This is a genomic window from Methanothrix sp., from assembly GCA_029907715.1.
GTDB lineage: Archaea > Halobacteriota > Methanosarcinia > Methanotrichales > Methanotrichaceae > Methanothrix_B.
Genome location: JARYLI010000006.1, coordinates 24,600 through 49,630, shown reverse-complemented (window position 1 = coordinate 49,630; position 25,031 = coordinate 24,600). Strand labels below are relative to the sequence as shown.

Here is a 25,031-nt window from a genome sequence, read left to right as displayed (position 1 = left end):
CAGTGGATCTGAGATACCTCCTGAACAGAGGCTATCCTCCAGGTCCCGCGGTGAGGTTCGTGGCAGATCACTACCGCATCGATAAGGATTACAGAAACATCCTGGCCAGGGCCGTGCTCTCAGAGGATGTTGCAAGCTCGAGGAGACTCAAGGCGATCAGCCTCGAGGATCTCAGGGGCAGGGGACTGCATATCGATGGATACAATGTGCTGATCACAGTGGAGAGCATCATCTCCGGAGAGGATATCTTCCTCTGCGATGATGGCTTCATAAGAGACATGCGCTGCATCTTCAGGAAATACCGGAGATCCGAGGCCACGGATGAGGCGGTTCAGCTGATGATCGATACGATATCAAGAGCCAGGCCGTCTGAGATCCTTCTGCTCCTGGACAAACAGATAAGCAGGTCCGGAGAGCTCGCCTCTGATATAGGAGAGGCGTTCTCAGCCGCGGGAATCCCCGGCACCGCGAGAACAGCAAGAGACGTGGACAGGGCTCTGAAGAGCTCGTCCGCGGTTGTGGCCACAAGCGATGGCATCATCATAGATCGCGTCTCCAGCGCGCTGGACATCCCCGCACTGATAGCAAGAAGGATGATGGTGGAGCCGATCAGGATATAAGTGCTTCAGCTGTTAACAGTTGATGCTGTATTATGGTTCGCATCGAGATTCCTGCAGATCCCCATCCTGCTGCGGATTCCATTTGAATGCGCTGATGGAGAACCTGAACGGGATAACTCTGGAACCGGTTGAATGCTCTCAAATGGCGCAGCTACTCCTGCCATCTGCGCTCCTTCCTGTACCTCCACATAGCTCCGAGGACCTCCGCAGCCTGCTCCGGTGTGGAGTAGACAGGTATGCCGGCACGCTCCATTTTTATCGTATCGTCGATCACGAACTCCTTGGATGCGACGACCGCCAGTACTGGCCTTCCCATGTAGTCGATGGATCTGAGCGTATCGATGTATGATCCAAGCATCTCGGTCTGCATGACCACTATAAAGCTGCCAACGTCCTCGCTCCGTACGGCGATCTCTATGGTTCTCCTGACCTGATCAGGGGTCTGGTCGAACGTGAAGTCAACCGGGTTCATGCCCGAGACGTACTTCGGCAGCACCCTGCGGAGTTCTTCCTTGAGATCGGGAGAGAGCTCTGCGAGACGCATGCCGTTCATGGATATGGCATCTGCAGCCGCAACGCCCAGTGAGCCGGCGTATGATATGACAAAAACCCCATCGTTAACGGGCAGGGGCTGCTTCGAGAAGGCCCTGGCGAGCGCGAACATGTGGTCGTTGTCTCTCGCTCGAATGAGCCCGGCCTGCCTGAAGACAGAGCTGTAGATCTCGTCGTTCCCTGCAAGTGATGCTGTGTGCGATGAGACCGCCCTCTTTCCAGCCTCGGTCCTGCCGGTCTTCAGGACCACGACCGGCTTCCGTCTCGAGACCTCCCTGGCGACATCTATGAAACGCCTGCCTCCCTTGACGTCCTCAAGGTACATGCAGACCACATCTATGTTCTCATCCATCCCGATGGCCTCGAGCATGTCGGTCTCGTTTAGATCCAGCTTGTTCCCGATCGTCGCAATGATCCCGAAGTCCAGCACCTTCCTCAGACCCCAGAGATACCCGGCTGCATAAACTCCAGCCTGGGCTATGAGCCCCACATTCCCTCTGTTGAGCTCGTCCACGACCCCTATTGACTCAACCACGCCGCAGTTTGTGTTTATGATCCCGGAGCAATTCGGCCCCAGCAGCCTGCACCCGTGCCTCCTCACTATGGAGAGGAGCTCCCTCTCTATCCTCTTCCCCTCATCGCCGAGCTCTGCGAATCCAGCGGACTCGACAACGACGTACTTCACGCCTGCTGCACAGCAGTCCTGCACGACCTGTGGCGTCAGGCTGGCGGGCACGAGCACTATCGCGACATCCACAGCCTCCGGCACGTCCTTTATGCTCGGGTATGCCCTCACGCCCTGGACCTCTGATGCATTCGGATTGACAGGATATAGCCTGCCTTTATAGCCATGACTGAGCAGGTTATAAAACACGTTCCATCCAAGCTTCCCCTTTGTGTTTGATGCCCCGATCACAGCTATGCTCTGCGGGTAGAACAGGCCCCTAAGACCACCCACCCCCTGAGATGGCGCAGTGTCTGCAGCTGATGCAGCAGATGAGCTGTCAAGTATGATCCTGGCATCCGCTATTGTGTATCCCCTGGGATATACGAAGACAGGGTTGAGGTCCATCTCCTTTATGATCGAATGCTCCCTGACGAGATCTGATACCCTGAGGAGCATGCTCTTTATTGCATCGATATCCCCGGAGATGCCGCGGTATCCTCTGAGCAGAGGGTAGCCCCTGATCTCCCGGATCATCGACTCTGCATCCATTTCAGAGATGGGTATGGATCTGAAGCTCACGTCCCTGAGTATCTCCACGAAGATGCCGCCGAGCCCGAACATTAGAACCGGTCCGAATGTTGGATCCGTTGTGACACCGATGATCACTTCTATCCCGGGGCTGGCCATCCTCTGAACCGATACGCCGATCATGCCCAGCTCCCGGAATGCCTTCTGTATTTCATCGTATGCAGATCTCACAGCATCAGCGTCCTGGAGATTCAGCCTGACTCCGCCCGCATCCGATTTGTGTATCACATCTTTAGAGAGAACCTTGAGCACAACGGGATAGCCGAGCTGGTTCGCGATTCTCACAGCGTCATCGGCGCTGGATGCGAGATGAGCGCCGGTGGTCTCCAGCCCGGCATCCATGAGAATGCGCTTGCTCTCGTGCTCCATCAGATACGTCCTTCCCTCCCCAAGCGCCTGTGCAGCTATCCTCTCGAAGTTGCCGGTCATTTAAGCACCCCTGCTTTTTTCTGAGTGGATGGTCACGCCCTGGTGTTGTCGAGCATGCGTCAACCATCTGGCGAACATCTTTCAGGAAGATATACATTTTGTGTCAAGATGTGACAGACTCTGTAAAAGATCAGCACTCTCAAGTGGCCGGGAACCTGGAGGTCTGCGGGCTGACCGCTGGAAGCGCACACTCGCCAGAGCGCATGGCCAAACCAGTGTATCTATGGGTTATGGTTATCATATGGACAGGAGCGAAGATCGGGGCGTTGGATGCAGCTCTCGATGATGCAGTGCCTCTGGGATCCGGTTATCGATGGCGCCTGGCTGTGTGGAGTGCTTTCGCCATCAATCCACATGCGTTATGCAGGTCCAGTGATAGTAGCCGAAAACCGGCGTGCCAGTGACCTCGTCGAACTCATCGAGCTCGCAGCCGCATATCTGGCATCTCTCCCCTTCGGGGACCTCAATCTCGGCATCGTTCCAGATCACTATCACGATCGGAACATGTGATCTGCAAGGTTAAATTGTTTGCTCTCGGGCTGAGTGGAATGATGTTCGCTCAAGCTGCTGTGGTGAGACAGATCTCTCAGATAAAAGCCATGCCCGCAGTCTCAGATGTGTTATATGTGTCGGCCAGGCCGGGTTTATCTCCGTTGGGCATGAGCGTGTATGTCGCATTTTCAGTAACCACGACCACGTACCCATCCACAGGGGTCGCATCGAACCCATGTGTGACGAGCAGGAATGCAAGATCCTGAGATGTCATGAGAGGATCATCATATGAACTCAGCAATCCCATCAGCACGGAGTCCATGCAAAGTGCTGGGGCCAGAAGAACCAGCAGGGCGCAAAATACGCCAGTATGTCTGTACATCTGTCTCACCGATCGATACGTTCGACTGGAAGATATTTAAGACACACAGAAAATGAAATCAGTATCTCAGGACAATATCAATGGTACGTAATCGCGGTAGGCGCGATTTTGCAATCAAAGCTGCTGTGTTGAATAATTAAGGCCTATAAGGTTGAACGCCACCGGTTTTTACTATAATTACAATTTGTATGAATTGGCCCTATGCTATCAGATTCTCAAATATTATTCAAAACAACAATCAAAGCTATAAATTTATATGATGAAGTAATATTAATATAGAACACAGTATGCGAATGTCTGGACGGCGCATCAACCAGACTGTTTGCTGCCAGGCAGTGCGCGATGCGATCGGTGAACACCGGTGAACACCATGCATGTCATAAACTGATGCGAGAGCTGCACACAGTACAGCAACAGCAGCTCATGTCTGGCATGTGTGGGATCGCAGCGCTGCCTGCAAGTGGTGTGAGAAGAATTGCTGCAAGAAGTTACCTGATACTGATACAACACGAAGTAATAAAAAAGTTTGTAGGCCTCTGGCCTACACAGCTGGCATGACGAGGGATCTCTCGCCGGCAGCGCGGAACTCGCGTGCACCGCCCTTGCCGAAGCAGAGCCTGATGTCGGTCCAGTCGAAGACCAGCGCGGGGTTGGCGAATGCCACCTTGACCAGCGGGTTGCATGCGAAGGCGTCGCCGCGGCCTGCGTGAGCAGCGCTTGAGATGCCCGCATACTCGCCCTGGTGGCCGACGTTCATCGCGTAGTTCGGATAGTTGGCGCCCCTCAGCTCGAGCGGGTTGCCCTCGTCCGACTGGTACGAGAAGACGTTGGTTGGGCCGCACTGATCCTGCAGGTCGTAGCCGAAGAATCCAAGGCGTCCCCAGGCCTCCTTGTGCAGGAGCATGGAGAGATACCAGCCAGCAAGGCCTGCCTGGCTGTTTCCGGTCATTATAGCGCAGGTGATACCGGATGCAGCCGCAAGGACAGACGCCCTCTGGGATCCGCCGAAGTGATCCTCAAGCAGGGTCGGGAACGACTCGTACTGCTCGATGCCGTAGAGTGTGACCTCTGTGGCCAGATCCTTGACGACCTCCAGGTTGGCCGGCGCCTTGGCGAAGCCGCCGTACTTCTCCATGCCGTAATCGACGCCATAGTAGGAGAAGTCATCCAGGACATCGTTGGTGTACGCTGCTGTGGCGTACTGTGTGAATCCGACGCCTCCGGACATGTAGCTGCCCAGCCAGATCTGATCGTAGAGCATTGTGCCTGCGGCAACCACGTTCAGAGACACAGCAGTCGGATCCCAGGGCTTGACCCTCGATGTCTGGACCATGTCAGCCATGAAGCCGAAGCTCAGGCCGCCCGGGTTGTTGGGACCGCGAGCGCGGCGTGCAGGCAGCATGTCGGACATCTGGAGGACCGCGGCGTGCTTCGCAGCATACGCCAGATCAGCGACTGCAGCCTCACCGGCGCACATGTTGTACGCATCGATGAACGTCATCGAGAGCTGCATCGCGCTCCACCTTGAGGTCGTTCCACCATCGCAGCTCCTGACAACGATCGTGGGGATGTGGATCGCCTGCCAGGTGGTCTTGCCGATGGCAGCCTTGAGCTGCTCCGCCTGGTCTGTCGGGAAGAGCTTGTTGATGTCTATGAGGTACTGCGGATCGATCTCGTCAGCGAGGTCATCATCTCCAGTGAAGACCCTGACGTTGCAGTCCTCAACCAGCCCTGGATGGGTCTCAACCATGTGCTCCTGGACCACGGCTGCGCCGGGCATCGCGTGGTTGAGGATCTCCAGGTAGTTATTGATCGTCTCGGGTGTGACCTCCTTGCCCAGGCGCTTCTCAAGCACCTCATGGGCCATATCGAGGCCTACGATGACGGTCCTGCGTATATCGTCCCACATCTGCTGCATCGCAGGGTTGTTGACGAAGTGCAGGTCGTCACCCTCAACTATGTACTCAGTGGAAGACAGCTTGTAGGGGACCAGCTGCCTCTGGCCCAGCGGAATTCCGCCGCAGTGCAGGTATGGGTTGTAGAATGATATGCCGCGCTTCCCCTCTAGCTTCTTGGAGTACTCCATGAACTCTCTCTTACGAGCGCTCTGCTCGGGACCGAGCCTCTTGTACTCGGTCTTCTGGCTCGAGAGGTCGAAGTCCTTTCCGAACTTCTTGGTCAGAGCCCTGACGAATAGCTTCTTGGTATGAAGTTTTGCCATTTATATCGCCTCCTCACTCCGGCCTGAAGCCCCACTTTGTCCTGAGCTCCCACATGTGGTGCAGGGCCTCCAGCGCCTCATCGAACTTCCTGGCGCCCACCTTGCCGCCGTAGGGTATGTTGTCGTACCTGAAGATCGTTGTCCGCTTCTTGAGCTCATCCTCGCTCATTGGCTTGCCGACATTGATCTTCTTGTCCAGCGGTATGCCGACCTGGTTCTTGACGTAGTAGACGTTGCCGTCGGCGCCCATCTCGGTCCTCGCCAGCATGTCGAACATCATGCCGTTCTCCTCAAGCCTCAGGGAGTGGCCGTGGACCGTGCAGCCCCTCATGGAGCACCTGGCGACATCTGTCATCTCAGAGTCCATCAGCTTCTTTGTGTACGCCTCGATATCCCTCTCGCGGGCCTCTATGATCTGCCTGCCTGAGAGGGTGCCTGGATCCGCGCCTCTGCAGTTGATAGCCGCCCAGTAGGACCTCCAGTACGGGATCGACGGGGCGAAGTACATCGAGTCAGCAAACTGGGAATACCTGACGCGATCTCCTGCCGCAGCGCCCGGTGTGGGCTCGACGAGCTGCCTTATCGGGCAGTCAGGCTCGCCCATCTCCTTCAGTGGTGGATGGGTGCTCGGGTAGTCGGCACCTGGGGCCCTGTGGCCCATGATAGCAACTACATCTGCCTCGGGAATATCTCTGAGCTTCTCGAGGTTTCCGGACATGTGCTTCCTTCTGTTGGCGCCAACAGAGGTGTTGCCGGGATAGTATTGGGGTGTGTATGCCATATTTATCTCTCCTCCTTCTCGTCACTATCCTTTTCAGACAGAATGGCCAGAGCTGATTCCTTCTTGGCTCGCGGATCGACCAGTCCGAGGATGCGCTTATCCGCATCCTTCCCGTACTTTGCGTAGTCGGAGATCGTGGAGATCTCGCGGAAGAATCTGCCTCTCTTTATCTGGAAGCCAAAGGGCAGCGCTCGCTCACACGCCGCCTGGATTCCAGGAAGGAACTCCTCGCCCTCGAGCTCCAGTCGGACCCTGCCGACCTTGACCCTGAGCTCCAAGACCTCGCCCCCAACCTCCACGAGGAGGTTACGGTGCTCCTCTATGGGCAGGCCCTTTCCAGGGCCGTATGTCACCGTCCTCGGGAGGTTTGGCCCCTGAATCATCATTCGGACGATACCTCCGCTCTTGTAGAGCTCGTTCAGGAGCTTCTGGGTGGTCTCTGGCGAGAGAAACCTGCTGGGCAGGATCTCCACCTGGACTGGCTCCGAATCCGTGTCTGATTTAATAGTGACCATGTGTTTCGCCTATCTTAGATTGCCTCCGCCACCGATACAATCGGCTCACGGAACTCCTTTATCTCTCCGTAGATGGCCCCGACGAGGCCGGATGTCATCTCGGGTGTGAACATCTGCGTGCCTGCATCAAGAGCCACAGCAGCTGCGACACAGGGTATGGCCATGCCTCTGGAGTGCCTGGTCACGATGTGGTTGCCGTTGAACACACCGGGACCGCCGCCGCCGTAGATCGAGTGGCTGAAGAACGAGAAGCCGACTGCAGTACCCATCACCCTGCCGAAGTCGCATGCAGGCAGAGCGGTCTCCTTCTCGACGAGGTCGTTGTAGTACAGCAGCGTCGAGGATACAGCCTGAGCGCCCCTCAGAGCACCGCAATTGACCATTGTGGCAGCGAGAACGCCAGCTGCGTTGTAAGCGTTCCACTTGGATACATCATTGGCCTCATACATCACGTATCCAGAGGGGAACTTCTTGCCGGGCTTTATGACCTTGTCCTCAAGCGCCCTCTCGACGACGCTGTGGACGACTGTGCCTATTGTGCCGGTCTTGCCGTTCTTCTTGACCAGATCATAGACCATGTTATCGGCATTGAGACCCTGGTACGCAAGAGCAAGGAGCTGATGTCTCTCGAATATGCCGATCGCGTTGCCCATCTCGAACTCGCCCATCTGCTCAAGTATTGCGGCGAGGGATGCGGCATTCATGGCGTTCCTCTTTGTGATCGCAGCGATGTGGTTCGCCATGACGTTCCTGTATGCGAAGCCCAGACCCTCATCGTTCTGGGGGATGTTGAGAACAGACGCCACGTTTCCGCCATTCATGCCGACGGTCTGCGGGTACTCGCCCCACACTGCAGCATGAACCATCGGAGCATCGAAGAGACCTGCCTTGAAGTGCTGGATTATCGCCTCTACTGTGGCAGCTGCGGCAGCCGTCATTCCGACCACGAACTCAGAGGCGATCTCCGCCCTGGCCGAGGGGATCTGGACGAGGAGCTGCTTGCCTCCACCGAGGACCTGCACATTGGTATCGTCACCGGGTGTTACCTGCAGAAGGGCCTTTATCTTCTCAGCGAGTGGCTTTGCATTTGCGACTATATCGTAGTTCAGCTCGCGGCCCTTGATCTGCCTTCTGCCACCAGCGACGCGTCCTGTTTTCAGTGCATTCTCAATTCCTGCCAGGTTTACTGCGACAGTTCGCCTTGTCAGTTTCGCAAGCTTTTGAATAGCTGCGTTCCTGAGTGGGCTGATGGCGCTGAGGTCAACGTCACTCTTTAAAAGAACCCCACGGTCACTATATATGTCTATCTTGTCAGACACGTTCCTTATCCTCCTTTACCTTCTAGCAGAAAGGCGCAATGGAAACCGTACCCTGGAGCGATGATACGACAGCAAGCCGTATCCAGGTCCGGCCATATCATTACAACCTCCCGCCGCTAATACAGTCGATGCATATCTACTTAAATGTTTTGATCGAGATTTGAAATAAATAATAAATTATTTTAATAAGATCGTGGAGGAAAATTATAATTAACAAAGTTTTTTAAAAAACGCCACGTATTTTAATAACTAAAGACACCAGATCTCACACAGATCAGAGAAATCGCATCATAGATCGCAGGGAGCAAACCGGATGGTTTTGTGAATGAACAATTTCTGCGCGATGTCCGGAGGATAGATTATTATTTATAATATTTTATAATTTATTCTGATGCGTTCTGCCTGGCGAATGCCGCTCACGCTCATGAGTCTGCAAATATGATATTTTACTACATCTATAGAGTTAGGTGGTGCAAAAATGATGACATTTGTTACTCTTCTCTGAGGTACAAAACATTAAAAAGATATTGACTTTAAATTTAACAATTGAAAAATCCATATGAGCTCTAATGCCTGGGGTTCGGATATCACCTTGGTCAGATGTTAATGAATCTTAAGCCTGCAGAGATTATCCCAGGAATGCGATCGAATACCCTTCATACGATCTCCTGAGCCGGACACTCGGATCTGAACCCTTTAAAATCGCCGGAGCGTCTCATCGCCATCCATATTTCAGATAGAGGTGCATCCAGAACGTTCCCGTAGACCGTCCTGAGGTAAGGACATCCCCTGACGCCACCGTCCACACCCACATGCAGCCAGCGTCTGCCTGCCATGCATCCCAGCATCTCGCCCTCGAAGTACGTGCTCGCGAAGACTCTTGGCCCGTCCTGGGATGAGTTCATCTTCCTGTAGAAGCGTATGATCTTCTCCCTGTCGATACGGGTCAGGCGCTCCTCCTCCCTCTTCGGTACCGCCTCCCACACAGATAGCTCATGAACCCCTAGATCTCTGGCAAGCTCGTAGAGCTCCGGAAGCGTATTGACCCTCTCGGAGTTCACATGAGTTGACATCGTCACCATCAGGCCTGCCTTCAGCCCCATTCTGATGGCATCCAGAGCCCTCTCATGGGCCCCGATGACGCCACGGATCTCATCGTGGATCCTCGAGTCAGTGCTGTAAACACCTATGATCAGGTTGTAAAGGCCTGCATCCCTCAATGCATCAGCGATCTCAGGGGTCATCTCAAGCCCAGGGGTGAAGAGATTTACGACAGCCCTGTCCTTATCCACATGCCTCACAAGATCGATGATGTCGGGCCTGAGGAGAGGATCTCCCTCGGTGAACGTGATTATGCACGCACCCAGATCCAGAGCCTGATCTATGACGCTCCTGATCGCCTCTGAGGAGAGCTCGCCCTCGCCCTCCTGGAGCGTGCAGTGCTCACACCTGCACCCGCACCTGCGTGTCACCTCTATGCTTACCGTCTGGGGGACCTCCCTGCCTATCGCCATCCTTGCCTCATTCATGATGAGCCGCCTGAAGGGCCCACTTGGTATCGGTGGCAGCCAGGTTGAGGGTATTATCGCATCGCTCCTCACAAGCGCAGGCTTCTCCTCCGCCAGCCTATCATTTATCTTCTTCAGTATCGGCTGGACCATGAGTGAGAGAGCCCCATGCGCCTCGATCCTCCGAGCCTCATCGATGAAGTCGACCGTAAGGGCTGCGGTCTTTAGTAGCTGAGTCATTGATGCGTAATAGCCCCCTGTCAGTTATAGCTTTATCGCTCTCCTGGCAGAGCTCCTGAACTCCCCTGTGCCCCTCTCTGAGATACAGAGCCGCTGCAGTTCTCCAGGGCATGCACCTCTGCATGCTCGCCTCGAGATCGGTCTAGCCACATCTGGTGTTCACAACCGGCCCCTGCCGCAGTCTCACACCAGATAGATATAAGTAAAAGTACCCATGGTTCTTGTGCGTTATCTCGATCATCAGGATGGTTATGAGATGAGTCTGAATAAAGGAGATATTATAAAGCTGGAATATACAGGGATCGTGGACGGCAGGGTGTTCACATCCACAAGCGCAGATGTCGCAAGAGAGAACGGGATATACGACGAGAATGTGATATACGGTCCCAGGATCGTGATACTGGGAGCTGGCCAGATAGTTCCCGGGCTCGAGGAGGAGCTGATGGGAAAGGAGCCGGGCCAATCAGGATCCGTGGAGCTGCCGCCGGAGAAGGCATACGGCGTTCGCGATCCGGAAAAGATTGAGACCGTGATGCTAAACAGGTTCAAGGAGGATAAGCCGTATCCTGGGATGCGCGTCTCTGTCGATGGAAAAATAGGGGTTGTTACAAGGATCGTCGGGAGAAAGGCGACGATCGACTTCAATCATCCATTCGCCGATAAGAGCGTGAGGTTCGACTACAGGATACTGGAGCGCATAGAGGACAGGGAGGAGAAGCTCAGAGCAATGATCAAGATCTTCAGCGATATCGATCTTGAATCCAGGATCACAGACGACGTGGCTGAGATAATAGTCCCGTGGGAGATATCCTACTTCAAGGACTGGCTCATGATAAGGCGCTGGCTTGCAGATATGGCCCTCAGGACTCTGGGGCTGAAGGAGGTCAGGTTTGTCGAGAGGCATACCCCCGAGGACAGGTTACGTGCTGAGCTGATATCGCCTCCTGAGAAGCCGGCGGAGGACTCAGAGTCGGGAGAGACTGAGAAGCCAGGGCAGGAGAATGTGGGTGCGGACTCTGGAGAGAACTCTGACAGCAAGACCCAGCCCTGAAAGTATAAACAGTCACCCAGCCTGAAGAGAGTATCAAGCCATGATCCCCTGCAGCAGGTGCAGCAGGCCCTCGGTGATACACCAGCGCTACTCGGGCCTCAATCTGTGCGCTGAGCACTTCGAGGAGGATGTGCAGAGGAAGATCCGTGAGACACTGAGGGCCTGCCGGATATTCTCCAGAGGGGGCAGGGTGGCAGTCGCCCTGAGCGGAGGGAAGGACAGCTCTGTGCTGCTCTACACGCTGAAGATGATATTCTCCCACCGCAGGGATATCGAGCTCGTCGCCCTGATGGTCGATGAGGGCATAAGCGGCTACAGGGAGGGCACACTGCAAACTGCCTCTGAGCTTGCGGATCGGCTTGAGGTGCCCTACATCACCCTCAGCTTCAGAGAGGAGTTCAGCATAACCATTGATGAGATCGCAAGAGAGGATCTCAGCCAGGCGCCATGCACCTACTGCGGCGTCATGAGAAAGCACCTTCTCAACAGATCAGCTAGGGAGCTCAACGCAATCGCGCTTGCCACAGGCCACAATCTCGATGACGAGGCCCAGACCGTGCTTCTGAACTACCTGAGGGGCGATGTCGACAGACTCTTCAGGCTTGTACCGAAGCGCCACAGGGAGGGGATGGTCTACAGGATAAAGCCCCTGAGGAGGATCCCGGAGCGCGAGGTCGCAACCTACGCGATGCTTCATGGTATATTTCCCCGCACCCACAAATCCTGCCCGAACGTCCCCAGAGCGATGAGGCTTGAAGTCAAGAACATGCTCAACGATCTGGAGGCAAGACATCCGGGCACGAAGTACTCGATCCTGAGGGGGTTCGACAGGATCCGCGAGCTTGCGCCCGATGTTCACGTTGATCTCCAGCGGTGCGAGAGGTGCGGCGAGCCTGCGGGGAGCAGTGTTTGCAAGACATGCCAGCTGCTGGAGGAGTTCAGAGCAAAGCCTTTAAGTCATAAAAGCGAGAACTCATGCCCCGATGTTCGCCTCGGTAGCTCAGCTGGTCAGAGCGAGTGACTTGTAATCACTAGGTCGCGTGTTCGAATCACGCCCGGGGCTTCTCCTGTGGGGGTTATCATGCAGAGATTGATGGTGCTGGTGATCGTGGCGTATCTCATGCTCTCACCTGTCCTCTCAATACCGAAGGTTGTGGAGAAGGATGTATCGAAGAGCGAGCTAGATGAGCTCGAGGAGCTCTTCTCGGGCAGGCAGGAGGGGCAGACAACAGCACAGGCCAAACCCGTCGAGGAGATATCAGAGTACTCAGGCTATGTTTCGACAGACCGCACATCCATAAGCATGATCTACAGCCCACCTTACATTGGTGATCTCGTAAACAACACGCTGTTCTCAGAGCTGTCAATGCTCATGAACGTGAGCATCTCGCCTCCATACATCTCGCTCAACATGACAGCGCCCAGGACAGGTTACAGAATACGCCACGTGATAAGCTGAGACGCTGATCGGCTGTGAGAAGTACCGACCCAGCCATCTTACGGAATAACGCATCAAGCCTGCATGCCACCAGGCTGGAGCCGGATACATTTATGGGGCTGTTTTCCAGCAGTTCATGCCGGCCTACCGCCGGACAGCTGCGATACGCCAGTGGAGAGATCTGGAGGGCACAGCCTGCCCTCAGACGCGTCTCCTCCTCTTGATGTCCAGGCGTGCCTTGCATCTCGGACATGCCTTCGGCTTGCTCACCCTTGCAACCCACTGGTATCCACATTTAGTGCACTTCATCTGTTTCATATGTACATGGTTGTAATAAGAGTATTAATAACTTTCCATTGATGATAATATTTTGATGCCATGAACCATAATCATATTTTTTGATTTTTGTTCTGCGTGCACAGAAAGTGAAAGATCACATAATATTAATATAAATTAATATTATCTACTGGTGTGGATGCATGCGCCCTGGGGAGGAGTATAACCTCGATATCGATGCCGAACTCCTCCGCGTAGGACCTGATCCTGCGCTCTGCATGCTCCACCATGCCGCCGGATGTTATGATGAGAGAGCTCCTGCCTGCTATCGCCTTGAGCACACACTTGTCCACGACCCCATAGGAGAAATCAAGCTCCAGAAGCTCCTCGTTTGCGACCATCTTCGCCTTAGTCCCCATTGCGCCGATGTAGCTCACTGCGCCAGATGAGAGTATATCGCGAATCCTTGAGGGCGGGGTGCCGGAGATGTCGCATATGTATATCCTGCCCGGTTTCCTCCCCGATATTCCAGCTGCTGATTCTATCAGGTGCATCAGATCCACAATGTTCCTTGGCATCTCGTCCACTGGCGCCAGGAGCCCCCTCCCCAGCATCTCCCTGTAGATCTCCAGAACTGCGGGAAGCTTCAGGCGAGCCTTCCTGAGTGTATCGGAATCCGCGAACACCTTCTCCGGCGGGCCGGTGCGCACAACCTCCCCGCCGTCCATCAGCACAACCTCATCAGCCCAGCGGTACGCGAGCTCCACGTCATGGGTGGAGATCACCACGGTCTTCCCGTAGAGGTTCAGCTCATCGAGCATCTCCATGATCTCCTCAGATGTCGCAGGATCCAGGTTGCTTGTCGGTTCATCCAGAACCAGAACCTCCGGCTCCATCACCAGGATCCCTGCTATGGCGACCCGCTTCTTCTCCCCGCCGCTGAGGTGATGTGGAGGCCGGTTCCGGTGCTCCTCCAGACCCACATAGCTCAGAGCATAGCCAACATATCTCTCGATCTTGTCTCCCGGATACCCCAGATTAAGAGGACCGAATGCGATGTCCTGCTCAACAGTGGGGGCGAAGAGCTGGTCATCTGAGTTCTGAAATACCATGCCCACACTCTTCCTGACATCCATGAGAGAGCGAGAATCATACCTCATCGGCTCGCCCCTGAAAAGGACCGTTCCAGATGATGGTCTGAGGGTACCGTTGAGCATCAGCAGCAGTGTGGATTTTCCAGCGCCATTGGGACCGACGAGGGCGACCTTGCTGCCGCTCTCTATGGAGAGGGTGACGTTCCTGAGAGCAGCATGCCCATCTCCGTAGATGTAGCACACATCCCTGAGCCCGAGTATCTCGCTCAAGCTGATCCTCCCCTGATAACCGCGAGCAGCAGTGCTGTGATCGAGAGAATGTAAATAACAGATACTGCAAGATGGTCCAGCCTCACAGAATGGCTCTCCACCAGAGGCATCCTACCGCTGTAGCATCTCGAGTCCATGGCCACCATCAGCCTCTCTCCCCTCTCCCAGGCCCTTATGAAGAGAACACTGGCGAGCATGGCGGAGGAGCTGATGGAGCTCCTGATGCTTGAGTATCCCATCCTCATATCCTGAGCGCTGTGCACCATCATCGCCTCCTCAAGGAGGACGAAGATATAGCGGTATATGAGCATCGAGAGCTCCACCAGTGACTCCGGCAGTCCCATGGATCTCAGAATGGCGAAGATCTCAGTCATGGGGGTTGTGAGGGCCATGAAGAAGAGTGAGGATGTGCCGCCGATCGTCCTCGATACCAGAAGCAGGCCAAGCCACATCCCCTCGCTGCTGAGCCTGAGAGCGCCGATGCTCACCAGCGCCTCCCCGGGGCTGATGAGCGCGACGACTGAGGCGCTAAGGAGCGCGAAGGAGAGTGGTATTGCGGTCAGACCGATGTAAAGCCTCCAGGGTATCCTGGCCAGCGCGATCAAAGCAGCGCTCAGGCATGCTGACACAGCAAGGGGCACAGCAGGCATTGGGGATGCGATGCATGCGATTATTGAGAACACGCCTATAGCGAGCTTGAGCTTCGGGCTCACCCCCCTCAATCCGTTCTCATGCGCATAGTCGTCCAGGAGCCTGTGCATACCCTAGTTTCCGTCCCCAGCGTTCCTTCTGTAGTACCCCAGGAAGTATCCTATGACCAGGCCGCCGATCGCTGCCTGGAGGCTGAAGAATAGGCTCTCGATCTCGCCGCTTGGCGGCTCCCAGAGCGGCTTCAGCCATGGGGTATAGCTTCCGCCTGTCAGCTCCTCTATCACACCCTCAGCCTTCGAATCAGCGCCCTCCCATTCGTGCAGACCGCTCTGACTGGTCCATAGGAATGCCACGAAGAAGATCAGTATCGATGCGAGTGCTATGAGCTCTCCTCTCATATCATCCCCCCTGCAGCCTCACCAGATCCATTTTTGATACCACATTGAGCCTCAGCAGAACCTCGCTCCTCGCCTGGAGTATGTACTTGAACATCAGAGCCGAGACCACACCCTCTATGACCGCCAGCGGCACCTGTGTGATCGCAAACACAGCAGCAAACGCCTTCAGTGACAGAAGAACACCACCATCAGCAGCCGGAAACGCAAGCGCGAGCTGCAGCGATGTCACGATGTATGTCGCGAGATCTGCCAGCGCAGCTGCCAGGAAGACCGCAAGGTAGAGATTGAACCTCTGCGTCGCTCTGTAAACCAGATAACCCACGACAGGCCCGGCAATCCCCATGGAGAAGACGTTCGCCCCGAGCGTGCTCAGACCTCCATGTGCCAGAAAAAGCGCCTGGTATAGGAGAACGATTGTGGAAAGGACGGATGTTATCCAAGGCCCAAAGAGTATGGCGCCTATCCCGGTGCCTGTGGGATGCGAACAGCTCCCTGTGACAGAGGGGAGCTTCAGGGAAGAGAGCACGAATATGAAGGCGCCGGCTACCGCCAGGAGCGGCATCGTCTCGCGCCGCTCGCGCGCCATCCTGCCAATCCTGCTCACCCCGTAGGCCACGAAGGGAAGCGATGCTGCAAACCAGATCTCCCACCAGGGATGCGGGAGAAACCCCTCCATGATGTGCATGAGCCCTGATCCGCGTAACAGATATATAAAGATTACTTGATTATGTATCAAAAAAGTTTAACTCGGATCCCGACGATCTCATTAATGGGATTGACGCTGTGCTTTTGGGAGTGTGTAACAGTGATGTGAGTTCTGGAAGCAGATTGCCGTGCTTTGCAACAGCCCAGCACCAACAGAAAATGCTCATGACGCAGGGTCACCCATGCGGAAGAAATTGATTCTCTTACGATGTTATTTTCGGGTACATCGTCTGCAAGCCTGCAATTTCCGGTTTGGTTGTCTGGACTGTCAAGCGCGAGGAGCCTGATGATGCCAGCCCCTTCTCATTCCCTCCGGAACAGTCTCGAGGATGATGCTGTAGCTGCCCCTCGCGCTGCCCGCGTTGATCCTCATGCTGCCCTTGCCGAGCTGCAGATCGTCGTCGATCGTGAGACTTATGTCACCAGCTACCTCACCAGCTTCAGCTCCTTCCCCGGCTCCTGCGTCTCCGAACCTGATTCTGGCCAGCTCCGCATCTATTCTGGTTATATTTCCCGATTGCGAGAGAGCGATCCCTCTCAGCTGGTAAACATCCTGCGCGACCCGGAGAACGCCTCTGTACGTGATGTTGCCCTTGCTGATCTCTGCCTGTATCTCCTCCAGGCTCATGTTCGATGAGAGCAGCTCCCTCGCTTTTGCCGGATCCACCTCCCTCATGCCCTCGATCCAGATGCTCAGCATGGAGGATACGTTTTCGCGCAGGGCGAACCCACGGTAGTGTAGCATCGGGATCATGCAGCCCTCCTGCATGCACATCCCATGACGCAGCACGTCCAGCTCCTGCGGAGGATCCGGTGAAGGCATATCCGGAGGGGCATCCCTGCTCAGCGAGCCTGAGAATGGAATGCAAGAGGATGAGCCGATAACAATGAATCCAACGATCATGGCTACTGCCAGTTTATGCATCAATCACACCACGCCCAGATGCTCCGGCTGAGATGCAAAGATCTGCTGCAGTTGCATGGATAAATATGCAGTGCGATATGCATTACATAAAGGTTATCAGGATTGCTGGCCTGCTGAAGGCCAGCCGATCCTGCAGGGGAACCCCATACCATAGTCATCTCTGCATCTTTCCGTATCCCATACCTCTGGGACCCTGAGCTCCGCCCATGGGCCAGTAGGGACACTCCATGTATTTTCCTCTCGTCTCCGCGAGCGTCGTGTTGTTCATCTCCGCTATCTTCTTCTCCCTCAGCTCTCTGATCTCCGTCAAAGTCATGTTCTCCAGCTCGGCTCTCTTCTTCTCCCTGAGCTCCCTGATCTCCGCAAGCGTCATGTTGTCGAGATCCTCCTGCGTGAGGTCATCCATGAGCATCCATAGACCTCCGAATGGAGCAATGCCGAGACCGCGTCCATCACAGCCACGGCCTGCACCTGGCGCTCCGGCCCTCGGACCCTGAGCTCCGCCCATGGGCCAGTAGGGGCACTCCATGTATTTTCCCCTCATCTCCGCGAGCGTCGTGTTGTTCATCTCCGCTATCTTCTTCTCCCTCAGCTCTCTGATCTCCGCCAAAGTCATGTTCTCCAGCTCGGCTCTCTTCGTCTCCCTGAGCTCCCTGATCTCCGCAAGCGTCATGTTGTCGAGATCCTCCTGCGTGAGGTCATCCATGAGGAGCCAGACGCCGCCAGGCCCCACCTCAGGGCCATACCCTCGATCATAAAATCTGCCACGCATGCCATCATGCATGGACATCGCTGGCACAGCAAGAAGCGCTGCGAGCGCCAGCACACCCATAATCTTCAGTCCTGACACATCATCACCTCGCCCTCTCGGGCAGGATCTGCTCTGTCTGAACGATATAAAAGAGGCATGCAGGACGAACGTCCATATAGTCGGTATTTTCAGACCAGAAATGTTCAGGATTGTTCCTTTCCAGAAACAAACCACTCTGCAATCTCTATAACGTTTGTTCTACCCCATTCCCTCTTCTTTATCAGCTTTCTCCTCTCCAGAGAGTTCAGGATGCCGCTCAATGACGACTTCGGTATGCCGGTCTCGTATCGAAGATCCGCCTGGGTCATCCGCCCGCTCCTCTTCAGAAGCGTCTCTATGACGGCCTTCTCCCTGCTGGTCAGAGTCTCTATCACCGCGGCCATCTCTCTTGTTATCTCTATCGGCTCAGAGCCCGGAATGAAGGGAATTCTGGTGGCATCCTGAGGCTGATCAGCATCCATCGCGACATCGTGAAACTCACCCTCGGAAGCGCGCTCAGAGCGGAGCGATCCATCCGATTCCATCCGCTGGATATCCTGCGGGCTGATTGCCTGTGGCTCATGTTGCGATGGTACTACCTGCGACCCCATCCTTCTTCTCAGGATCAAGAAGGCACTGCCACATGCGATGAGCAGAGCAGATGCTGCCGCTGCAAAATACGCCTGGCTCTTCCTTCCTGGCGGCAGAGATGCATTTACCGATGATGCGTTCGAGCCTGCCAGGAGCGGCTGCCTGTATTCGACCAGAACAGAAGGATCCACCAGATCGTATCCCTGAAGATCGACAGCTAACGACTGGTTTGTGGATGATACAAGATAGCTCAGGCCATCTGAAGGGCTTATGCTGCTGAGCATCGCGTCTCCTGGAAGGTATAGCATCATGCTGTACCGCTCGTATGATCCATAAGACTGGATCTGAAGGGTCCATGCATCTCCAGCCTTGGATGTGAGCGTGTTTGTGAGGGCATAGAGCTGGGATGTGGAGTTATCGTAGGTGTACTGGGATGATCTCAGAAATGGAAGCCCCTCAATGCTGTCCGCGTACCCGGTTATGAGCGCCTTGCCGGTCCAGTCGAGGTAAACGTTCAGAACGAGAGACCTGTTCTCATCAGCTGATAGAGCGGCACTGCTCATTACGAGCAAAAATAGGACGCAAATCCAGAGGACCTTTGCAGCTCTGATCAACAGCCTGGACGTTTGATTCATACTGCCTTCACATGCGCTGCTCTTCTGGGTCTACTTGCTTCAATACGTAGAAATGGTTTTCGATGTCAAAAGAGATGCTGATCTCACACGAATTACGTTAATTTACACGGATATTGTAATGATACGTATGCGTGTACCTTTATGTGCTTCAGGTGGCTCAACTCCTTGCACTCACTCGCTCCGCAGAGCCTCGATCGGATCCAGCATGGCGGCCCTGTTGGCAGGATAAACTCCTGCTATTACTGTGGAGACGGCTCCGAAAAGCATCCCTGTGAGCATCGACTGTATCCTTATGGCGGAAGGCAGACCTGCAAGAGATCCTATGGCAGATGATACGACGATGCCTAGCACTATCCCGATGATGCTGCTGACCACCCCCAGCAGGCCGGCCTCCAGGAGATACTGAATGCGGATATCCCGCGTTGTTGCGCCGAGGGCCTTCATTACCCCTATCTCCCGAATCCTCTCCTTCACGGTGAGCATCATCACATTTGCGATGCCTATACCGCCAACGACAAGCGATATCGCGCCTATTCCAGCAAGCGCATACTTGATCATGCTCAGTATGCTCATCAGGGAGGAGAGCATATCCCTCGGTGTCGTCGCATCATATGCCTCGTCCCTGTGATACCTCTTCAGATCAAGCTTTATCCGGTCGACCACATCATCGATGCTCTCAGGATCGTCGACCGTGACCTGGAAAGTTCCGTAGTAGTAGTTCTCCCTCCCGAGAAGCTCCTTCATGGCCCTGTGTGTGACATACATCTGGGTGTTGATGTTACCCACTCTGATTCCGGATGACTCCTCCTCTCTGAGGACCCCCACAACCCTGAAGTCCATGTAATTGTCCTCGTAGTATATACGGATCCTGTTTCCCGGCGAGATCCTCATTCTGAAGAGTCCATCGGCGACGCCGCTGCCTATTACAATCGATGTGTAGTCGGATTCTGTGAGAAATCTCCCCTGAGAGATCTTCGATTTGAGATCGTGCTCCTTTTCCGGATCGACCCCGACCAGGGTGGCGGAGGCGTTTGTATTCCTGAAGCCGATTATCACACCTGCAGATGTCTGGGGAGCCACATTTCTCACTCCAGGAATGTTCTCCAGGAGCTTCGTGTCCTTGTCTGTGAACTTTGCTGGCTCCTCAGGGCTCCTGGCTGGCGGTCCTCCGAAGCTGAATCTGCCCGGGATCACATGTATGACATCGAGGTCCAGTGTGCTGAACTGTGATGAGACGCCGGAGTACAGCCCCTCGCCAACAGAGAGCATGACCACTATGGCCATAACCCCTATTATTATTCCAAGGCTGGACATCAGCGTCTTGAAGCGATCTGCCTTGAATCCTATAGATATCAGATCCAGGATGTCGTAAAGCTTCATGTTGCAGCTCCAGATCCTAAACTTTCAGCCTCTTCCGCCTGTAGATGTAAGCAGCCGGTATCAGGAGCAGAACCGCCACGCCTGCGAGGAAAAGGTTGTTCCGTTTAGGCTCTACTCGAGGCGGTGAGTATCGCGTCACATATGCCTCAGACTCATGCCAGGTCTCGCCGTTCTTGAACCGCGCCACAAAGCTCAGGTTGATGGGCGCATTAAGCTCTGTCTGCCCCAAGGGATTTACCTTGAAGCTTATCGTGAAGACCTCGTCAGGGTCCATGGTGCCTATGTAGTACTCCTCGGGCGAGAACCTGACGCCCCTCGCAGATGGAATTATTGTAACAGCGTTCACAGTATTCTCGCGCGGGTTGGCAACGTTGAGATTGATGCTGCCCATGGTCGTATCCTCTGCTCGAGTCAGTGTGACTGCTGCTGGATCCACCTTCACAGGTATCGTTCTGTGGATCGTTATGCCATCGTAACCACCCTGCACCTCGAAATCAAGAAGATGCGTACCCATCGTGGCGTTCCCGGAAGCCCTGATCTTGTAGTAGATCGTGATCCTGTCTGTTGGGCCGATCATCCCTAGGTTACGGTAATCCCCTGTGAGAACCTCGATCATATCAGTGCCTGTGAGCCTTGTGGCATTGAGCGGGGTCGAGATGAGCGTGCTGTGGGCTGATGTCCCGGCGACAGATTCCCCGCCGGCGCCGTAGCTGGCTGCGCCGTTCTCCAGCTCTATGGCGATCACTGCGTCATCCCCAGGCATGAGGACAGCCGGATCCACGGTCGGTTGTATGTTCACCGGCATGTGATACAGGTAAGCGCATGCGACTGAGATGATGAGCAGCAATGATATCGTCCACATTGGAAATCTCATGGTGATTCCTCCATCGATGACTGATCCAGTATTCTGCCGTCCCTCATTCGTATAACTCGATTGCAGTACTTTGTGATCTCAGGGTTGTGTGTGACCATTATGATCGTCCGGCCTTCTCTGTTCAGACCGCTCAGAATATCCATTACCTCCTCTGTGCTTTTGAGATCGAGATTCCCTGTTGGTTCGTCAGCGATTATGATCTCAGGGTTGTTTGCAAGCGCCCGGGCTATCGCGACCCTCTGCCTCTCTCCTCCGGAGATGTTGAGCGGGCTGAAATCCGCCCTGTGCACCACGCCAACCGACTCCAGCAGCTGAATCGCTCTGGCCCGCCGCTCATCACGTGGCATGCCTTTGAGCATCATCGGCAGCTCGACGTTCTTGAGCACAGATATTCGCCCGATGAGATTGAAGGCCTGGAATATGAAGCCTATTCTGTCTCTTCTTATCATCGCCAGCTCCTCCTCGGAGGCCCTGCTCACATCCTGATCGAGTAACGTGTAGGTGCCTGCTGTTGGCCTGTCGAGACAACCGATGATGTTCATGAGCGTTGACTTCCCGCTGCCCGACGGCCCCATCAGCGCCAGGAAATCTCCGGATTCTATGCTGAGGTTGATTCCCTTCAGCACGGGAAGCTCTGCATCGCCTGTGATGTATGTCTTTCTTATGTCGCTGAGCGATATAACCCTCAATCCAGCATCACCACGTGCACCAACATTACCGTTCATGAGATCCGCGGAACGATAGATAAATTGTGTACCGATCGAACGTACAGTGAACGTACAGATCGTTCCATTTCGCAGAAGGCCACCTGCGCGCTCTCAGACAGACCTCAATGCGGGATGCATGCAAAAGGCTGAAAGAAACTGTTACCAGAGCGTGCTGCTCTGCTCGCAGCCTGCGAGATAATCAGCCCGTGATCAGACCACCATATTCGCGCATGTGATCTCTCCGATCGGCTGGAGATTGCGGATCCTGTGCCCAGCATGCGGTCTTGAAGCCCATAGTCATAGTCTACGGCCCATCCGCGATCTCATGGCTTGAGCCTCCTTATCTCCACATACTCCACGCCGTCATCGGTGTATGCGAACACCATCATCTTGCGCACGCTGTGAGCCAGACGGACCGCTCTGGAGAGCACGGGGAGGTGAAACACATGATCACCTCTCACAGTATGCACCAGGTACTCTGAGTGCGTGCCCCTCTTTTCCGCATCGACGCTCTTGTACACCCTGAAGTGCGTGCCGAACTTGAAGCCTGTCTTCACGACAAGCCTCCTGTCCCTCAGATCCCTGTAGACCCGGTACTTCATATCAAATTCATCCTCGATCTCTGACGCCCTTTTCATCAGCTCCTCAAACGGGACTGGAGCACCTGATCGGTCAACGAGCTGGATCATGCCCCTCTCAAGAAGGTATGCGGTCTCCACAAGCGAGAGCTGGAGCCTCTCTCCGATCATCTTTCCATAAAAGCCGTGCCTGTGCAGCCGCTCCGATGCCGCAGGGTCCCAGAGCACCACCCTGTCATCAAGAAGCGTCGCCTGCCCGCCGGGCTCTGCAGCCTCTGTCCTGCCTGCGGGATTCGATACCCTCACCTCGTAGTATGTTATATCGCTCTCCTCATCGACGACCGCAAGCATTAGCCGTCTCCTCATCTGGCTTGAGAGCCTCAGCGGCTCAACGATCCTCTCCAGAGGCAGCGGAGTCCTCTCAGAGACGACGAGCACGTAGAACTCTGCAGGCGTCTTTCCGGGGTGACCGCCGCGCGGGTAGACCCTGAAGTCCGGTATCCCGGGCTGGACATAGTAGCCCCTCTCCCTCAGGTCCTTGTAGACGACATACCTGAACTCGAAGCCCTTCTCAAAGGAGGATGCGAGCTCGAAGAAGCTCCGGAAGCTCAGGATATTCCCATCAGACTCGATCCTCAATCTGGATCTGTCGAGAAGATATGCGGCCTCGACGAGCGTCAGCTCAAGCCCGTCCTGAAGAGGCCGCCCGAAGTAGCCCTGCTCGTAGATGGCCCTCACAGCATCTTTTCCGAGATGCACCCTTCCAGACTCAAGCCTTCCGAGCAGCGGCTCATCTGACATTCTCAGATGCTCAGCCTGTCCGGCCATATGCCATGGACCACTCCGATGGCTCTGTCCACCGTCTCGTGCACATCAGCAGCGGGGTAGCCGCATGAGAGCATGTACGCTTCAACATGGTTTGGCACAGCGATCGACATCTGCTCAACCATCGAGACCGTCTGCATGATCGTGTAATCGCCGAGCTCGAATGGTATTATCGCATCTGATACAAGAAGCTCGAATATCTCCGGAGAGATTGGCCTCTCAAAGCCAGACAGAAATGCCTCGAGGATCTCGCTCGTCCACTCGTGCCGTCTTCCGCCCGCATCCTGGTAGGGTATCACGACCACCTCGCGCGTGCTGGCAAGCCTCTCGACGAGCTCCTGCGGTGTCGGGTGCCCCTTGAAGATCAGGTTGAGAAAGTTCGTGTGCGGTACCGTCGTCGGCACCTTAGAGGCGCGTATCGAGAACTTTACGTCCTTGAATATCGTGCCAGCATCTGCACCCTGATGCCCTGCGCCCCTCCCGAACTGTATGGCGCTTGGCGATGCGCGCACGACCGTGTGCGGATCACCATGTCTTCTGTCGATATTCCCGATCATGCCGCAGAGACCGAGAGGCCGCGCGGCATATGCAAGCCTGCTCAGGCCTGTCGTGTTGCAGCTTGTGCACTGCACGACCTTTGGCTTCGCCTTAAGAAATCTCTCGTAGTTCTCAAGCCCGAAGAAGAACTCCCTCCTGAGATCCTCCCTCACATCATCTGTGAGCTGGAAGCCCTCCTCCTCAAGGCCCTTCTGCAGCTCATCCCTGTGGGCTCCCCCCATCAGAGCGACAAAGCAGCCGTGTTCAAGCCCTGATTTCAGGTAGGGGAGCTCCTCATCCCCCGGTGTGCCGATCATGATAAACTCGGAGCTATCGAAAAAATCCCTGTATCCTCCCTCAAGCCTGAAACCCGCGCTCTCCCATTTTGCTCTGTCCTCGTCACTGCTGGCATATGCCCTGACACCGCAGATCCTGATCATCTTCCTCAGCATCGATACAGCTCTGGCGTGCGGTTTTCTCACGAGCACATTTATGTCGCCACCGATGCCGGCTGCCTGCTTAACGGCATGCAGGGCGAATATGGTCCTCTTGCTCTCCGTGCCATCAAAACCCACAAAGCCAGCGTTCTTATTCAAGTACGATCACTTCCTGCGCGGTGTTGAGAAGGCACCATATTTAAGATTTCTTGGAAGGATATCGGGGCGATATTGTTCTCCCAAAGGTTAATATATCGCTCCTTAGAATGGCATATGGTGGTGGATCGTATGGGAGGAAACGGCTTCGCAATGGCAGTGATGGTGTTGGGTTTCCTGATCGCATTCATGTTCCCGATATATCTGCTGTCGGCACTCTTTGGTCTGACGTAGTGCCGTTACAGCATCATTTTTATCGCACATTGGGTTTCTCAGCACTGCGCTGGCGTCGTGAGGCATCTGTTTACCGGCAGTTCGTGGTGTCTACAGGGTCGATAGAATCAGGCCTGGTTCTGGCTGCAGGCGTGGGGTTTTTGGGTCTTCTGCATGCTTTTCTGG

The 25,031-nt window shown here is 55.0% G+C and carries 24 protein-coding genes and 1 tRNA gene; 5 read left to right on the top strand and 20 right to left on the bottom strand.

Annotated elements, in window-relative coordinates; translation table 11 throughout:
* Positions 1-2: 2 nt before the first annotated feature.
* A complete protein-coding gene (locus tag QHG98_05545) occupies positions 3-620 on the top strand; it encodes a DUF434 domain-containing protein (protein ID MDH7597191.1) in 618 nt (205 codons plus the stop codon).
* 151 nt (positions 621-771) lie between these two features.
* Here QHG98_05545 and QHG98_05540 read toward each other — a convergent pair whose 3' ends face one another.
* The 8 genes from QHG98_05540 to QHG98_05505 all read right to left on the bottom strand — a co-directional run bounded on the left by QHG98_05540 (position 772) and on the right by QHG98_05505 (position 10,314).
* Positions 772-2,856, bottom strand: a complete 2,085-nt coding sequence (locus QHG98_05540) for an acetate--CoA ligase family protein (protein MDH7597190.1) — start codon at positions 2,854-2,856, stop codon at positions 772-774.
* A 345-nt stretch (positions 2,857-3,201) separates the two neighbouring features.
* On the bottom strand, positions 3,202-3,351 hold the full coding sequence (locus tag QHG98_05535) for a hypothetical protein (GenBank protein ID MDH7597189.1): 150 nt from the start codon (positions 3,349-3,351) through the stop codon (positions 3,202-3,204).
* 91 nt (positions 3,352-3,442) lie between these two features.
* Positions 3,443-3,622 carry a hypothetical protein gene (locus QHG98_05530; GenBank protein ID MDH7597188.1) on the bottom strand — a complete coding sequence of 60 codons (180 nt, stop codon included), beginning with the start codon at positions 3,620-3,622 and terminating at the stop codon, positions 3,443-3,445.
* 649 nt (positions 3,623-4,271) lie between these two features.
* Entirely contained in the window at positions 4,272-5,951 is a 1,680-nt protein-coding gene (mcrA, locus tag QHG98_05525; protein MDH7597187.1) for a coenzyme-B sulfoethylthiotransferase subunit alpha, read from the bottom strand.
* A gap of 13 nt (positions 5,952-5,964) precedes the next feature.
* Positions 5,965-6,732, bottom strand: coding sequence for a coenzyme-B sulfoethylthiotransferase subunit gamma (mcrG, locus tag QHG98_05520; GenBank protein MDH7597186.1), 768 nt, complete (start codon positions 6,730-6,732; stop codon positions 5,965-5,967).
* Positions 6,733-6,734: 2 nt separating this feature from the next.
* A complete protein-coding gene (gene mcrD / locus QHG98_05515; GenBank protein MDH7597185.1) occupies positions 6,735-7,205 on the bottom strand; it encodes a methyl-coenzyme M reductase operon protein D in 471 nt (156 codons plus the stop codon).
* Between the two features lie 56 nt (positions 7,206-7,261).
* Positions 7,262-8,566, bottom strand: a complete 1,305-nt coding sequence (gene mcrB, locus QHG98_05510) for a coenzyme-B sulfoethylthiotransferase subunit beta (GenBank protein ID MDH7597184.1) — start codon at positions 8,564-8,566, stop codon at positions 7,262-7,264.
* 656 nt (positions 8,567-9,222) lie between these two features.
* Positions 9,223-10,314 (bottom strand): radical SAM protein, encoded by a 1,092-nt coding sequence (locus tag QHG98_05505; protein ID MDH7597183.1) that lies wholly within the window; start codon positions 10,312-10,314, stop codon positions 9,223-9,225.
* A 256-nt stretch (positions 10,315-10,570) separates the two neighbouring features.
* Here QHG98_05505 and QHG98_05500 point away from each other — a divergent pair, with 256 nt between their 5' ends.
* The 4 genes from QHG98_05500 to QHG98_05485 all read left to right on the top strand — a co-directional run bounded on the left by QHG98_05500 (position 10,571) and on the right by QHG98_05485 (position 12,824).
* The gene (locus tag QHG98_05500; GenBank protein ID MDH7597182.1) at positions 10,571-11,365 is read left to right on the top strand and encodes a peptidylprolyl isomerase; all 795 of its coding nucleotides are present in this window, start codon (positions 10,571-10,573) and stop codon (positions 11,363-11,365) included.
* 40 nt (positions 11,366-11,405) lie between these two features.
* Positions 11,406-12,386: a TIGR00269 family protein gene (locus QHG98_05495; protein ID MDH7597181.1), complete on the top strand. Its 981-nt coding sequence runs from the start codon at positions 11,406-11,408 to the stop codon at positions 12,384-12,386.
* Positions 12,355-12,428 (top strand) — tRNA-Thr (locus QHG98_05490). Before QHG98_05495 ends, QHG98_05490 begins: the two co-directional genes overlap by 32 nt.
* Before the next feature lie 18 nt (positions 12,429-12,446).
* The gene (locus QHG98_05485) at positions 12,447-12,824 is read left to right on the top strand and encodes a hypothetical protein (protein ID MDH7597180.1); all 378 of its coding nucleotides are present in this window, start codon (positions 12,447-12,449) and stop codon (positions 12,822-12,824) included.
* 422 nt (positions 12,825-13,246) lie between these two features.
* Here the strand turns inward: QHG98_05485 and QHG98_05480 are convergent, their stop codons facing one another.
* The 12 genes from QHG98_05480 to QHG98_05425 all read right to left on the bottom strand — a co-directional run bounded on the left by QHG98_05480 (position 13,247) and on the right by QHG98_05425 (position 24,635).
* A complete protein-coding gene (locus QHG98_05480; GenBank protein MDH7597179.1) occupies positions 13,247-14,443 on the bottom strand; it encodes an ATP-binding cassette domain-containing protein in 1,197 nt (398 codons plus the stop codon).
* Positions 14,440-15,204: a cobalt ECF transporter T component CbiQ gene (gene cbiQ / locus QHG98_05475; GenBank protein ID MDH7597178.1), complete on the bottom strand. Its 765-nt coding sequence runs from the start codon at positions 15,202-15,204 to the stop codon at positions 14,440-14,442. The genes QHG98_05480 and cbiQ overlap by 4 nt, the downstream gene beginning before the upstream one ends.
* Positions 15,205-15,207: 3 nt before the next feature.
* On the bottom strand, positions 15,208-15,492 hold the full coding sequence (locus QHG98_05470; protein MDH7597177.1) for an energy-coupling factor ABC transporter substrate-binding protein: 285 nt from the start codon (positions 15,490-15,492) through the stop codon (positions 15,208-15,210).
* Between the two features lies 1 nt (position 15,493).
* Positions 15,494-16,177, bottom strand: a complete 684-nt coding sequence (locus QHG98_05465) for an energy-coupling factor ABC transporter permease (GenBank protein ID MDH7597176.1) — start codon at positions 16,175-16,177, stop codon at positions 15,494-15,496.
* 288 nt (positions 16,178-16,465) lie between these two features.
* The gene (locus QHG98_05460) at positions 16,466-17,122 is read right to left on the bottom strand and encodes a hypothetical protein (GenBank protein ID MDH7597175.1); all 657 of its coding nucleotides are present in this window, start codon (positions 17,120-17,122) and stop codon (positions 16,466-16,468) included.
* A 154-nt stretch (positions 17,123-17,276) separates the two neighbouring features.
* The gene (locus tag QHG98_05455) at positions 17,277-17,972 is read right to left on the bottom strand and encodes a hypothetical protein (protein MDH7597174.1); all 696 of its coding nucleotides are present in this window, start codon (positions 17,970-17,972) and stop codon (positions 17,277-17,279) included.
* A 104-nt stretch (positions 17,973-18,076) separates the two neighbouring features.
* Positions 18,077-19,138: a helix-turn-helix domain-containing protein gene (locus QHG98_05450; protein ID MDH7597173.1), complete on the bottom strand. Its 1,062-nt coding sequence runs from the start codon at positions 19,136-19,138 to the stop codon at positions 18,077-18,079.
* 171 nt (positions 19,139-19,309) lie between these two features.
* Positions 19,310-20,518 carry an ABC transporter permease gene (locus QHG98_05445; protein ID MDH7597172.1) on the bottom strand — a complete coding sequence of 403 codons (1,209 nt, stop codon included), beginning with the start codon at positions 20,516-20,518 and terminating at the stop codon, positions 19,310-19,312.
* A gap of 16 nt (positions 20,519-20,534) precedes the next feature.
* A complete protein-coding gene (locus tag QHG98_05440) occupies positions 20,535-21,392 on the bottom strand; it encodes a hypothetical protein (GenBank protein ID MDH7597171.1) in 858 nt (285 codons plus the stop codon).
* Positions 21,389-22,081, bottom strand: coding sequence for an ABC transporter ATP-binding protein (locus tag QHG98_05435; protein MDH7597170.1), 693 nt, complete (start codon positions 22,079-22,081; stop codon positions 21,389-21,391). Before QHG98_05435 ends, QHG98_05440 begins: the two co-directional genes overlap by 4 nt.
* A gap of 341 nt (positions 22,082-22,422) precedes the next feature.
* Complete coding sequence (gene endA, locus QHG98_05430; GenBank protein MDH7597169.1) at positions 22,423-23,505, bottom strand: tRNA-intron lyase; 1,083 nt, start codon at positions 23,503-23,505, stop codon at positions 22,423-22,425.
* A complete protein-coding gene (locus tag QHG98_05425) occupies positions 23,481-24,635 on the bottom strand; it encodes a glyceraldehyde-3-phosphate dehydrogenase (GenBank protein ID MDH7597168.1) in 1,155 nt (384 codons plus the stop codon). Before QHG98_05425 ends, endA begins: the two co-directional genes overlap by 25 nt.
* Positions 24,636-25,031: the final 396 nt, after the last annotated feature.